Annotated in this window: 10 protein-coding genes; 4 read left to right on the top strand and 6 right to left on the bottom strand. The window is 67.4% G+C overall.

Features of this window, described 5'->3' with window-relative positions; translation table 11 throughout:
- Nucleotides 1-39: 39 nt before the first annotated feature.
- From msrA to msrB, 3 genes are read right to left on the bottom strand one after another with little or no spacing between them, the layout of a single operon-like run.
- Nucleotides 40-780, bottom strand: a complete 741-nt coding sequence (msrA, locus tag AC6CHL_RS13875) for a peptide-methionine (S)-S-oxide reductase MsrA (protein ID WP_498294859.1) — start codon at nt 778-780, stop codon at nt 40-42.
- Between the two features lie 16 nt (nt 781-796).
- Nucleotides 797-2575 (bottom strand): cytochrome c biogenesis protein DipZ, encoded by a 1779-nt coding sequence (locus tag AC6CHL_RS13870; protein ID WP_498294857.1) that lies wholly within the window; start codon nt 2573-2575, stop codon nt 797-799.
- Between the two features lie 35 nt (nt 2576-2610).
- Nucleotides 2611-3117 carry a peptide-methionine (R)-S-oxide reductase MsrB gene (gene msrB, locus AC6CHL_RS13865; protein WP_038690671.1) on the bottom strand — a complete coding sequence of 169 codons (507 nt, stop codon included), beginning with the start codon at nt 3115-3117 and terminating at the stop codon, nt 2611-2613.
- Between the two features lie 148 nt (nt 3118-3265).
- On the opposite strand from msrB, the gene AC6CHL_RS13860 reads away from it, so the two are divergent.
- Nucleotides 3266-3985: a response regulator transcription factor gene (locus tag AC6CHL_RS13860; protein WP_159495648.1), complete on the top strand. Its 720-nt coding sequence runs from the start codon at nt 3266-3268 to the stop codon at nt 3983-3985.
- Entirely contained in the window at nt 3982-5451 is a 1470-nt protein-coding gene (locus AC6CHL_RS13855; RefSeq protein ID WP_498294855.1) for a sensor histidine kinase, read from the top strand. Before AC6CHL_RS13860 ends, AC6CHL_RS13855 begins: the two co-directional genes overlap by 4 nt.
- Before the next feature lie 46 nt (nt 5452-5497).
- Here AC6CHL_RS13855 and AC6CHL_RS13850 read toward each other — a convergent pair whose 3' ends face one another.
- The 3 genes from AC6CHL_RS13850 to queD form a co-directional block, all read right to left on the bottom strand.
- A complete protein-coding gene (locus AC6CHL_RS13850) occupies nt 5498-6403 on the bottom strand; it encodes an Abi family protein (protein ID WP_038690666.1) in 906 nt (301 codons plus the stop codon).
- Nucleotides 6404-6707: 304 nt separating this feature from the next.
- The gene (locus AC6CHL_RS13845) at nt 6708-7064 is read right to left on the bottom strand and encodes a phasin family protein (protein WP_038690664.1); all 357 of its coding nucleotides are present in this window, start codon (nt 7062-7064) and stop codon (nt 6708-6710) included.
- Nucleotides 7065-7250: 186 nt separating this feature from the next.
- Nucleotides 7251-7604: a 6-carboxytetrahydropterin synthase QueD gene (queD, locus tag AC6CHL_RS13840; RefSeq protein WP_038690662.1), complete on the bottom strand. Its 354-nt coding sequence runs from the start codon at nt 7602-7604 to the stop codon at nt 7251-7253.
- A 188-nt stretch (nt 7605-7792) separates the two neighbouring features.
- Between queD and AC6CHL_RS13835 the strand changes: the two genes are divergently transcribed.
- Nucleotides 7793-10438: a TonB-dependent receptor gene (locus AC6CHL_RS13835; protein ID WP_463602051.1), complete on the top strand. Its 2646-nt coding sequence runs from the start codon at nt 7793-7795 to the stop codon at nt 10436-10438.
- A gap of 108 nt (nt 10439-10546) precedes the next feature.
- Nucleotides 10547-13129 carry a M14 family zinc carboxypeptidase gene (locus AC6CHL_RS13830; RefSeq protein WP_498294853.1) on the top strand — a complete coding sequence of 861 codons (2583 nt, stop codon included), beginning with the start codon at nt 10547-10549 and terminating at the stop codon, nt 13127-13129.
- The last annotated feature ends 434 nt before the right edge of the window (nt 13130-13563 follow it).

Genomic DNA, 13563 nt, shown 5'->3' with positions numbered 1-13563 from the left:
GCAGCCGACCAACGGTCGGCTCTACCCGGGGGGCATCTTTCAGCGCGCCGACAGCGTGGACACCAGTCGCGGCGTGTCGCGGTACAGGGCCGGGTACTGGCGCTTGAGCGCCTCCACCTTCGGCAGGTCGTTGATGCGGATGTACAGCGACTCCGGGTGCAGGGTGAGGTAGTTCTGGTGGTAGCCCTCGGCCGGATAGAAGCGCTTGCCGCCCTCGACCGTGGTCACCACCGGGGCGCGGAACGCCTTGGCGCGCTGCAGCTGGGCGATATACGCCTGGGTGGCATCGCGCTGCCCGGCATCGTCGGCAAACACCGCCGAACGATACTGCGTGCCGCGATCAGGTCCCTGGCGGTTGAGCTGGGTGGGGTCGTGGGCCACCGAGAAGAACACCTGCATCAGCTGCCCGTAGCTCACCTTCGACGGATCGTAGGTGACCTGCACCGCCTCGGCATGGCCGGTGCCGCCGCTGCCCACCCGCGTGTAGCTGGCATCGCCCGCGCTCCCGCCGATGTAGCCGGACACCGCGTTGTCCACACCGTTGATGTGCTGGAACACGCCCTGCACGCCCCAGAAGCAGCCGCCCGCAAATACCACCTGGGCGCGGTGGATGCCGGACTGTTTGAGCTCGGCTGCGGCGCTGGGCGCGGGCAGCGTCACCAGCGCCTGCGCCGTGGCCGCCTGCGCCGGGCGATCCAGGCTGACCACCGCGGTGATGGTCATCGCCGCGATCACCGCCGCGATGCTGCCGGCCACCAGTTTGTCCATTGCGATCTTCATCGAAGGCCTCCAGGGCTCAACCGAACGTAAAGGCATAGGCATGCACGCCCGGATCAAGGAACTCGATCTCGAAGGTGCGTTCACGAACATCGCCGCGCTGGCGGATCAACTGGTACAGCCGGTGCTCGCCGACCTGGCCGCTGCCATCGGCCGACACATCGCCCCCGGCGGCCTCGCCCGGCGGCTGGCCGTCGATGCGCACGCGGTAGCGCACAGGGGTGCCATCCACGGCCGGGGCCAGCACCAGGTGCAGGTCGCGGGCATGGAAGCGGAAGGCGATGCGGCCACCGGCTGCGTCCAGGTGTGCATCTTCCTCGCCCACCGTCCAGCGCCCGCCCAGCGCCCACTGGTTCAAGCGCAAGGTGGCCGGCACGGTGTACTCGGTGGCACGGTCCGTCTGCTGCCCACCGGGGGAGGCGAAGCTCTGCGCGCGGGCGTGGCCGAGGTAGGTCTCCGGCGATTTCAGGTTGCGCATGTCGGCCTGCTGCTCGATGCCATCGCGCGGCGCGGCGCCGGCCATCGCCATGGCCTGGGCGGGTTCGTCGGGCAGGGTGTTGCCGGCGTCGCGCAGCAGCTGGCGGATGATCTGCTCGGACTGCGCGTAATTGCCTTCGCCGAAGTGGCGCGCACGGATGCGGCCTTCCGCATCGATGAAGTAGTGCGCGGGCCAGTAGCGGTTGTTGAAGCCGCGCCAGATCGCAAAGTCGTTGTCGATCGCCACCGGGTAGGTGACCTTCAGGTCCTTCACCGCGCGCTGCACGTTGCCCAGGCTGCGCTCGAAAGCAAACTCCGGGGCGTGCACGCCGATCACCACCAGGCCGTGGTCGCGGTAACGCTCGGCCCACTCGCGCACGTACGGCATGGCGCGTAGGCAGTTGATGCACGAGTAGGTCCAGAAATCGACCAGCACCACCTTGCCGCGCAATGCCTCGGCGCTCAGCGGCGGGCTGTTGAGCCAGCCGGTGGCGCCGGCCAGCGAGGGCAGGGTGCCTTCCACCGGCAAGGGCGCGCCGGCTGGCGCGTTGGCGGCCATCATCATCATCGAACCGCCCGCGGCCGGTTCCTGCCCCGGCAGCACATCCAGCAGGCCCTGCTCGAGCTTGGCCGTGCTCACCGTGGACAGGCGGGTCAGCACGCCGGTGTCCCAGCCCATGCCGATCGCGACCACCGCCAGCAGCGCGGCCACGCCGAGTGCGCGGCGGATCCACTCGCCCACGCCCAGGCGCTGCTTGAGCGCGGCAAACACGCGCCCGCCGATCCAGATCGCCAGGGCCAGCGACGTGGCGGCGCCGAGCGCATAGGCCAGCAGCAACCCGCTGGTGCCGACGCTGGCGCCATTGAGCGCCGCGCCGGTGAGGATCAGCCCCAGGATCGGCCCGGCGCACGGTGCCCAGAGCAGGCCGGTGGCAATGCCGATCAGCAGCGAGGTGCCCACCCCGCCGCGCCCGGCATCACTGGCCGCATCGGCCGAAGCACTGAGCCGCGCGCCCAGCCGCTGGAACGGCGACAGCAGGCGGTTGGCCAGCGACGGCCACAGCAGCGCCAGCGCGAACACCGCCATCACCACCAGCGCGATCCAGCGCCCGATCTGGTTGGCCTGGGCCACCCACTGGCTGCCCACCGCGGCCAGGCTGGCCACCACCGCGAACATCAGCGTCATGCCCACCAGCAGCGGCAGGCCGCTGCGCAGGAAGGGGCGGTCCGAGCGGGCGAACACGAACGGCAGCACCGGCAGGATGCACGGGCTGAGGATGGTAAGTACGCCGCCAAGATAGGCCAGGACAATCAGGAACATGGTCAGATCCTTCCAGGATGCAGGGGGAGCGGCGCTCAGGCCGCGGTGAAGCGCATCGCCACGCCGTTCATGCAGTAGCGCAGGCCGGTGGGGCGTGGACCGTCGTCGAACACATGGCCCAGGTGGCCACCGCAGCGTCGGCAGTGCGCCTCGATGCGGATCATGCCCAGCGTGGTGTCGCGGTCTTCTTCCACGGCGCCGTGCAGGGGCGCCCAGAAGCTGGGCCAGCCGGTGCCGCTGTCGAACTTGGTGGACGAGGAAAACAGTGGCAGCGCGCAGCCGGCGCAGCTGAAGGTGCCGCGTCGGTGCTCCTTGTTGAGCGGGCTGCTGTAGGGCCGTTCGGTGCTCTGGCGGCGCAGGACGGCGTAGGCGGCCGGGCTGAGCTGTTCACGCCACTGGGCGTCGGTGCGCATCACCTCGAAACGGCGCGTGGGGGCCGCCGGTGCGGCCGGTGCCGGGCCGCTGCATGCGGTCAGGCCGAACAGGCCGGCGGCGGCCGTCATGGCGCCCATGCCGAGCACATTGCGACGGGTGTAACGCATGGCCGATCTCCTGGGATGGAAACGATGCGGCCATGCTGCGCCCGGGCCGGTCAACGAATCCTCACGCAGGGTTAAATTTTCCGTGACACATCCGGAGCCCGATCGGCCGACAATGCAGCCTGTTCCCCCTACCGGCCCGCCCGCACCGATGAGCAGCGCCAAGCGTGTCCTGATCGTCGAAGACGATGTCCATATCGCCAACCTGCTGCGCATGCACCTGCGCGACGAAGGCTATGAGGTCACCCACGCCGCCACCGGCGACGAGGGCCTGGCCCTGCTCGAAGCGCAGCCCTGGAGCGCGCTGGTGCTGGACCTGATGCTGCCGGGCGTGGACGGGCTGGAGATCTGCAAGCGTGCCCGGGCGATGGCGCGCTATACGCCGATCATCATCACCAGTGCGCGGGCCAGCGAAGTGCATCGCATCCTGGGCCTGGAACTGGGCGCCGACGACTACCTGGCCAAACCCTTCTCGATGCTGGAACTGGTGGCGCGGGTGAAGGCGCTGCTGCGGCGCGTGGAGGCCATGGCGCAGAACGCCCGCATCGATGCCGGTGAAACCGAGGTGGCCGGGCTGCGCATCGACCCGGTTGCACGCACCGCGCAGGTGGAAGGCCGCCCCTTGGAACTGACCCCGCGCGAGTTCGACCTGCTGTATTTCTTTGCCCGGCATCCGGGCCAGGTGTATTCGCGCATGGACCTGCTCAACCAGGTCTGGGGCTACCAGCACGACGGCTACGAGCACACCGTGAACACCCACATCAACCGGCTGCGCAACAAGATCGAACGCGACCCGGCCACGCCGCAGCGCATCCAGACGGTGTGGGGGCGGGGCTACAAGCTGGTCGACACTGACGGGGACGCCGCATGATCCGCCTGACCTTGTCCCAGCGCCTGTCGGTGGTGTTCTGCGCGCTGCTGCTGGCCTGCTGCGGCGCGCTGCTGTGGATCCAGATGCGCAGCACCGCCATGCACGAACAGGAAACCGTGCAGCGGCTGTCGCGCGGGCTGGCCGAGCACATCGCACGCAGCGGCGAACTGATGGACGCACGCGGCATGCGCGGCGGCGAAGTGCGCGCGCTGTTCGGCAAGCTGATGGCGGTCAACCCCAGCGTCGAGGTCTACCTGCTCGACGACGAAGGCCGCATCCTCGGCCACGACGCGCCCGACGGCCACCTCAAGCGCGACCGCGTGGACCTGGCCCCGGTGCAGGCGCTGCTGCACGACGAGCCCCTGCCTATCCTCGGCGACGACCCGCGCAGCGCGACCGGCCGCAAGGTGTTCAATGCCGCACCGTTGTGGGTGCAGGGCCGCCAGGCCGGCTATATCTACGTGGTGCTGGTGGGCGAGCAGCGCGAGGCGCTGGCGGCCAACATCGCCGCCAATGCGACCCTGCGCACCACGCTGTGGTCGCTGGCCATCGTGGCGGTGGTCGGGCTGCTGGCCGGCGTGGTCGCGTTCCGCTGGGTGACCCGCCCCCTGCGCCAGCTGACCCGGCGCATCCAGGCTTTCGACGTGGACGCCGCCGGTGCCGGCACGCCGCTGCCACCCACCCCGCTGCGGGCCGGGGAGCGCGACGAGCTGGCGATCCTGCAGCACAGCTTCGGGCACATGGGCCAGCGCCTGGGCGAACAGTGGCAGCAGCTGCGCGAACAGGATCTGCAGCGGCGCGAGCTGGTGGCCAACATTTCCCATGACCTGCGCACGCCGTTGTCGTCGCTGCATGGCTACCTGGAAACGCTGGCCTTGAAGGACGCCACGCTGGGCGCCGACGAACGCCAGCGCTACCTGGGCATCGCATTGGCGCAAAGCCGCAAGGTGGGCGCGCTGGCACAGGCGTTGTTCGAACTGGCACGGCTGGAGCACGGCGGGGTCAGCCTGGACCTGCAGGCGTTCTCGCTGCCCGACCTGGTCCAGGACGTGTTCCAGAAGTTCGAGCTGGCCGCGCAGGCGCGCCGGCAGACGCTCACCGCCGACATTCCGCCGGGGTTGCCTGCGGTCGTGGCCGACCTGGGGCTGATCGAGCGGGTGCTGACCAACCTGCTGGACAACGCGATCCGGCACACGCCCGAGGGCGGCCGCATCGAGGTGGTGCTGCGCGCGCAGGACGGCGAGGTGCAGGTGGCCATCGCCGACACCGGCCCGGGCATCGCGCCCGAGCGCCGCGCGTCATTGTTCAGTACGCCACCGGCGCTGGGCAGTGCGCGCCCGGACAGCGGCGGGCTGGGGCTGTTGATCGTGCATCGCATCCTGCAACTGCATCACCGGCAGATCCGCCTGATGGACAGCCGCGAAGGCGCGTTGTTCGTGTTTACGCTGCCGGTGGCGGTGCGCTGACGCACCGTGTGCGGAACTGGCCAACGGGACCTGCTGCGATGGTCCCTCACAATCTCCAGAGGCGGTGTGTCTGCCACGCGTGTGTGGCGCCAAGTCCGCTGATATGCCTATCAGTGGTCAGCCCCTTCTGAAGGTGGGTGTCCACCCGGTCACGCCAAAGAACAGCATCTGCCGTGGTCTGCTTCAGGAGGCGGCGAAGCAGCAGGAGAAGAAAGAAGACCCGGCCCGGAGGGAACGGTGCTTCTGGCTCAGACCAGCCGGCAGATCGTGGACGTGCCGCGCTGACGCCAAGTTCCTTGTTCCACAAGCGTCCGTGGTGTGCAACCACGTTGCGCGCCACGCTCGTGACATGCAACCAGTTCTGCAGCACCGGTGCGGCCATCTCAACATCGCGTGCTATCACCTTCTGCTCCACCGCCCGTAGCGCTTTGTAGAAGCGCGAGAGGGATCCCAGCGACATCACCTCCGTCGCCATCCAGATGGGAACCAGTGGAAACGCCGGAGTGGAGTACGTGTCCTGATAGTGACGAATGAACGTCTCCTTGGAACGTGAGATCTCCTTGCTGATCCCATCCACCCACGTACGGTGGTCTGCTGGGGAGAAGGAAAAGTTCCTGGGATCCAGGTGCCCGAAAGGCCCGTAGGCATGGGAGAAGTGATAGGTGAGCAGCGTGCGGGTTGCTACCTCGATATGACCAACAGCCTCCATCACGAGATCTCGCAGGCCGCGATCGAATTCATACAGGGAGACGGCTTCCTCGAAGGTTGCGCCACGCAAGAATTGGTCACTACCGGGCATGCGTTGCAGGTATAGATAGCCCATCAGCCTGTAGTAGCCGACGCGCTGCAGGTAGCGATTGGCGGTGTCGAGGTCCGCTATGCCTAATCCGCGCGACTGCAGTTGTTGCAGCTGCGCCTGAAACGTTAGCGCTTGCTTGAGGTATCGAGTCATCCTGACGCCGCCCCCCTGATAGCGGCAAAAAAAAACCCGCCAATTTGAGCATGGCGCGAAAGATCGCGTCAGAGGCGTGGCGGGTGTGTTACGGCAAGTCTAGCCATCGCATGGATTACCCGCAAGTAATGACACGTCAGGAGTGTGACGCCAGTAATGAAATGTCGGCGCGCGGTGCCACCGGTTCAGGCGCGCTTTAGCGGCCATGCCCCGCGCCCAAAAAAAGACCCGACAGAGGGAGGGTTCTGTCGGGTCTGGGATTGCGTGGGGGGAGGGACCCACGCAAATTCGATGCGGGTGTGGCTCAGCGCTTGGCAGCGCCCGCCTTGGCAGGGGCATCCGCGGACGGACCCCGGACCAGCTCGCTGAACGCCTCGGAGGCTTTCAGCCCCAGGTCGACCACGTCCTGGTGGGCACGGGTCCAACGGGCGAGGTTGTCGCGGGCCAGCTGCGCGCCCTTGGGCAGCAGCGTGCCGGGTTCCTGTGACTGCGCGATTTCACCGAAGAACCCGCTGGTGGCGGTGATGTTCTTTTCCAGCGTCTTCAACTGCACGCCGAACATGCTTTCGGCATTTTCCAGTGCGAGCCGATTGGCACGCGTGGCCGTGGCGGCCAGCTGGCGGGTGTAGTCGCTGAAGGAATCGGTGAACGCGGACGCCATGGGAGCGGCTCGAGAACGTTGATGCAATGCAGCATACGCCGAAAATATTGCATTGCAACATCTTGTTGCCAGTTGTGGTCCTGTTTCAGTTAAACCGGTTTCCAATCAATGGGTTGCGTAGGCTTGCGGGCGATGATGATGGGTCGGGAGCCGACCAACGGTCGGCTCTACCGCGCTACTGACAGGTCAGCCGCGGTAGCGGCAGCCGGAGGTGCAGGTTTCGTGGACGGTCACTTCGCTCAGCTGCGGCAGGGCCGGCTTGAGTTCGTTCCAGATCCAGATCGCCAGGCGCTCGCTGGTCGGATTCTCCAGGCCCGGGATGTCGTTGAGGTAGTGGTGGTCCAGGCGGTCGTAGATCGGCTGGAAGGCCGCCTTGACGTCGCCGAAGTCCATGATCCAGCCGGTCTGCTCGCCGGGTTCGCCTTCCACTTTCAGTTCCACCCGGAACGAGTGCCCGTGCAGGCGCGCGCACTTGTGGCCCGGCGGCACGTTGGGCAGGCGGTGGGCCGCTTCGAGGGTAAAGACTTTGAAGATTTCCATGCCGCCATTGTAGCGGGCGGCCCATGCCGGCGTGGGGGCGGGACATGGATGCAGGCGAAACCAAATCTATCCATCCGGATGAAGAGATGATAGTTTCTCTTATATCCGTATGAAGAGATGTTATTGGCCGGTTCATGGCCAGGCATGGACTACTGCGGAACTTGTCGTCCACCACCCCACTGAAGTTCATGCCCAAGCACACCCTTCTTGTAGCAGCGCTGTCTGCTGCTCTGGCCACGCCTTTGCCTGCGTTTGCCGATACCGCCACCGATGCCACCGCTGCCGGCGACAGCAAGACCCTTGCCGCCGTGCGCGTCACCGGCTCCAACATCAAGCGCACCGACACCGAGTCGGCCAACCCGGTCCAGGTGATCGACCGCCAGCAGCTGGAGGAGACCGGCAAGGCCACCGTCGCCGACCTGCTGCGCTCGATCTCGGCCAACACCGGCAACGCCAACAACGAGACCACCAACAACGGCTGGGCCTCCGGCTCGGCCGGCATCGGCCTGCGCGGCCTGTCGCAGAAGAACACGCTGGTGCTGCTCAACGGCCGCCGCCTGGCCAACTACGGCTTCCCGGCTGGCGGCCTGTCGGACACCTTCGTCAACCTCAACGCGCTGCCGCTCGTGGCCGTGGAACGCATCGAGGTGCTCAAGGACGGCGCCTCGGCGGTGTACGGGTCGGACGCCGTGGCCGGCGTGGTCAACATCATTACCCGGCAGAATTTCCAGGGCGCCGAACTGGGCGGCAGCCTGGGCACCGCCGATCAGGGCGGACTGGACGAGCAGAACCTGAAGTTCATCGGCGGCATCGGTGACCTGGACGCCGACGGCTACAACATCCTGGTCAGCCTGGAAGGCTACAACCGCGAACGCCTGGACCAGGACCAGCGCGACCTCACCAAGTCGGGCATCTACACCGACAAGCCCGGTGGCCGCTGGAACGGCTGGTCGGCCAAGGGCGCGCGCTATCTGGTCAACGGCACCTCGGTGCCGATGCTCGACGCCAGCGGTAACTGCCCGCAGGGCACCACGCTGGTGGCCAGCGCGCCGATCGACGGCCTGGCCGGCAACACCTGCGGTTTCAACCAGGCGCCGTACACCACGCTGATCCCGTCGACCAAACGCTACCAGGCCTACGTCAACGGCACCTTCCGGGTGAACGACAACGTCGAAGCCTTCGGCGAGGTGCTCTACAGCGACATCAAGGGTGTCTCCTGGTTCGGCAGCAGCCCGTTCTTCACCCTGGAAAGCGGCCGCTTCGCGCTCAACGCCGATACCGGCCTGGCCGAGCCGGTGTCGTCCAACCTGCCGGCGAGCAGCCCGTACAACCCGTACGGCCGCGCGGTGCCGATCGAGTACACCTTCTTCAACCTCGGCCCGACCATCAAGACCAACCGTTCGCAGGCCTACCGCGGCCTGGTCGGGCTGCGCGGCAGCCTGCAGAACTGGGACTGGGAAGTGGGCGCGTTCGGCGCACGCAGCAGCGAGCGCGAGACCGTGTCCGGCGGCTTCGCCAACCGTTACGCGCTGGCCGATGCGCTGGCCAGCGGCAGCTACAACCTGCTCAATCCGTCGGCCACCGCGCCGGAGGTGCTCAACGCGATCAACATCAGCACGCTGCGTCCGGCCGAGTCGGTGCTGCAGGGCGTGGACGCGAAGATTTCCGGCGCGCTGGGCCACACCTGGGCCGGTGAGATCGGCTTCGCCGCCGGTGCCGAATGGCGCCGCGAGAAGCTCGACTCCAACAACCCGTGGCAGATCGATGCCGGCCTGCAGATCCGCCCGGCCATCGCCGAAGTGCACGGCGAGCGCAAGGTCACCGCCGCCTATGCCGAAGTGAACGTGCCGCTGGCCGAGCGCCTGGAGCTGCAGGCGGCCGCACGCGCCGACCACTACAGCGACTTCGGCGATGCGTTCTCGCCCAAGCTCAGCCTGCGCTGGCAGCCGTGGGACATCCTGCTGGTGCGTGCCGCCGCCTCCAAGGGCTTCCGCGCGCCGTCGCTGTCGGAGAACTCCAACAGCACCAGCATCGCCTACGGCAGCGTGATCGACCCGCGTGATCCGGACGTGCCGGGCTCGCGCCAGAACCCGACCTTCTTCACCGTGGGCAACAACGACCTCAAGCCCGAGCGCACCAAGAGCTTCAACGCCGGCATCGTGCTCTCGCCGTGGTCCAACACCAGCCTGAGCGTGGACTACTACCGCATCGAGCTGGAGAACCTGGTCGGGACCAACAACACCCAGACCCTGGTCACCGACGATGTACCCGGTGCGGTGCTGCGCGACGATCGCGGCAAGCTGCTGGCGGTCTACAACCGCTACCAGAACCTGAGCGAGCTGAAGACCTCCGGCTTCGACGTGGAACTGCGCCAGCGCTTCCCGACTGCGCGCGCCGGTGACTTCGCGCTCAGCAGCGCCTTCACCCACGTGCGCAACTACAGTCGCCCGACGGTGGTCGGTGGCCCGCTGGTGGACTACGCCGGCAGCAACCTCGGCGCGACCCTGCCCAAGAACAAGGCGACCACCACCTTGGACTGGAGCTACGGCGACTTCCGCACCGCGCTGACCTGGTACTACACCAGCGGGTATGACCAGAAAGCCAGCGCAGCGGCGACTGCCGTGCAGGACCGCGTGGATGCGTACAGCCAGTTCGATCTGTACCTGGCCTACACCGGCATCGAGAAGCTGACCGTGTACGCCAAGATCCAGAACCTGGCCGACGAGGAACCGCCGTACGACGCGTCCTTCCCGGGTATCCGCGCGCCGTACGACTTCAGCCAGTACGACCTGCGCGGCCGTTACTTCACGGTGGGCTTCGACTACCGCTTCTGAACCTGCGGGCCGGTCGCCTTCGCGCGCCGGCCCGGCACCTGGCTGCACCGGAGCGTGCGCATTCAACGGGGCCGGCGGAGAGGCCGGCCCGCTTCATGGGGAACTGCTGTGTCTTTGCATCGTGTCGTGTCACGTCCCATCACCTGGCTGGTGGGCGCGTTGTGGTTGCTGGCCGCGCCAGCGTTCGCGCAGAGCGCGTATTTCTTCCCGCAGGGCGGCGAGTTCGACCCGTCCATTCCCACCCCGCAGCAGTTCCTCGGCTACGAGATCGGCAGCCGCTACACGCGGCACGACCAGTTGGTGGCCTACTTCAACGAACTGGCCAGGCACTCGGACAAGATCAAGGTCGAGCAGATCGGCAGCAGCTACGAGGGCCGCCCGCTGCTGATCGCCACGGTGACCTCGGCGCAGAACCAGCAGCAGCTGGAAACGCTGCGCCGCCAGCACGTCACCCTGGCCGATCCGGCCCAGCCGCTGAGCGCGGCCGGCAGCAGCCCGGTGGTGGTGTGGCTGGGCTACAGCGTGCACGGCAATGAAACCTCCAGCGGCGAAGCCGCGCTGCTCACCGCCTACTACCTGGTGGCCAGCCGCAGCGCCGACACCGCGCAGTGGCTGCAGCAGGCAGTGGTGCTGTTCGACCCGGCGCAGAATCCGGACGGGCGCGACCGCGCGGCCAGCTGGCACAACGCCTATGCCTCTTCGCCGGCCTCGGCCGACCCGGTCGACAAGGAACATGTCGAACCGTTCCCGCAGGGCCGCACCAATCATTACTTCACCGACCTCAACCGCGACTGGCTGGCCCTGACCCAGCAGGACACGCGGCCGAAGATCGCTTACTTCCACCGCTGGTATCCCAACGTCCAGATCGATTTCCACGAGATGGGCAAGGACAGCACCTACTACTTCGAACCGTCGCCGGCGAGCATGCACAGCCCGCTGTTGCCGGCCTCGTCGTACGCCTTCAACAAGACGCTGGCCAAGTACCACGCGCAGGCGCTGGATGCGCTGGGTTCGCTGTATTACACGGGCGAGAACTTCGACAACTTCTCGCCGGTGTACGGCTCCACCTATCCGGACTTCCACGGCGCGGTCGGCGTCACTGTGGAACAGGCCAGTTCGCGCGGTCGCGTGCAGGAATCGGTCAACGGCCTGTTGACCTTCCCCTTCACCATCCGCAACCAGGTGGCCACCGGGCTGGGCACCATCCGCGGCGCGGTGACCGAGCGCGATGGCCTGCTCAAACTGCAGAAGGAGTTCTTCCAGTCGGCGCTGAAGCAGGCCGGCCAGCAGCCGGTGAAGGCGTTCGTGTTCGGCGACGCGCACGATCCGGGCCTGACCGCCAAGCTGTTGGACCTGCTGTTGCAGCACCAGATCACGGTGGAGGCCTTGAGCACCGCCGTGACCGTGGAGGGGCAGCGCTTCGAGCCGGGCAGCGCCTACGTGGTGCCCACCGCGCAGCCGCAGTTCCGGCTGGTCCATTCGATCTTCGCCGACACGCCGCCGATCAAGGGTGACGTGTTCTACGGCAGCACCTCCTATGCGATCGCACCGGCCTACGGCGTGGCGTTTGCCGGCAGCCGCAGCCGTATCGGCGGTGGCCAGCGCGTGGCAGCGGTAGCGCCGGCCCAGGGCGGCGTGGTGGGCGGGCAGGCCGGTTACGCTTATGTGCTGGACTGGCGCGACTACAACGCCAGCCGCGCGCTGTACGCACTGCAGGCACGGGGCCTGCTGACCCGCGCCGCGTTCCAGCCATTCACCGCCGCCACCGCCGATGGCGAGCAGGCGTTCGCACGCGGCAGCGTGGTGATCCCGGTGGCCGGGCAACCGCTGGCCGGCGCGGCGCTGCTGGCGGCGGTCGACGAGGCCGCACGTGCTGCCGGTGTGCGTGTGCAGGCGCTGGCCAGTGGCCAGAGCCGCAGCGGCATCGACCTGGGCAGCGACAGCGTCAAGGCGCTGCGCAAACCGGCCGTGGCGCTGGTGATGGGCGAGGGCGTCAGTGCCACCGAGATCGGCTCGGCCTGGTTCGTGCTCGACCAGCAGGTGCAGCTGCCGGCCAGCAAGCTTGATCCGGCCCAGCTCGGCAAGGTGGAACTGGATCGCTACACCACGATCGTGCTGGCCGGTGGCACCTACACCGGCGTGGACGCGGCAGCGGTGGCCGCACTCAAGCGCTGGATCAACGCGGGCGGGTCGCTGGTGACCTACGGCACCGCCGCGCGCTGGGCGATCGAACAGAAGCTGGCCGATGAAGTGCTGGGCGAAGACGAGAAGGAACCCGACGCAGCGCGGCGTGCCTTCGGCGACCAGCGCGACATTGCCGCCATCGAGCGGGTGAGCGGCAACATCCTCAGTGCGCAGGTGGATACCAGCCATCCGCTGGGCTTCGGCCTGCCGCGCACGCAGCTGGCGATCAACAAGGAAAACGGCATCCGCTTCAAGCCCAGCCGCAATCCGTTCTCCACGGTCGTGCGCGTGGATGAAACACCGCGCGTCAACGGCTACCTGTCCGAGACCAACCGCAACCGCGTCGCAGGTGCGGCCTGGCTGCTGGTATCGCCGCAGGGGCAGGGCAACGTGGTCCTGTTCGCCGACGACCCGGCCCACCGCAAGTACTGGCACGGCACCGAGCGCCTGCTGTTGAACGCCATCTTCTTCGGCAACCAGCTCAACCCGACCAAACAACGCGGCTGACGGTAGAGCCGACCGTTGGTCGGCTACGACAATGCTTCCCGGGTAGAGCCGACCGTTGGTCGGCTATCTCCATGCCCGAGCGGAGAGCAGCCGACCAACGGTCGGCTCTACGCTGCACCCATCCGCTCGAGCCGGCTATCGCAATGCTTCCCGGGTAGAGCCGACCGTTGGTCGGCTATCGCCATGCCCGAGCGGAGAGCAGCCGACCAACGGTCGGCTCTACGCCGCATCCATCCGCTCGAGTCGGCTATCGCAATGCCCCCGAGGTAGAGCCGACCGTTGGTCGGCTATCGCCATGCCCGAACGGAAAACAGCCGACCAACGGTCGGCTCTACGCTGCACCCATCCGCTCGAGTCGGCTATCGCAATGCCCCCGAGGTAGAGCCGACCGTTGGTCGGCTATCTCCATGCCCGAACGGAGAGCAGCCGACCAA

It is taken from the genome of Stenotrophomonas sp. GQ19, assembly GCF_059758695.1.
Note: the sequence above shows the minus strand (reverse complement) of the source record. Positions and strands in the feature narration are given on the sequence as shown.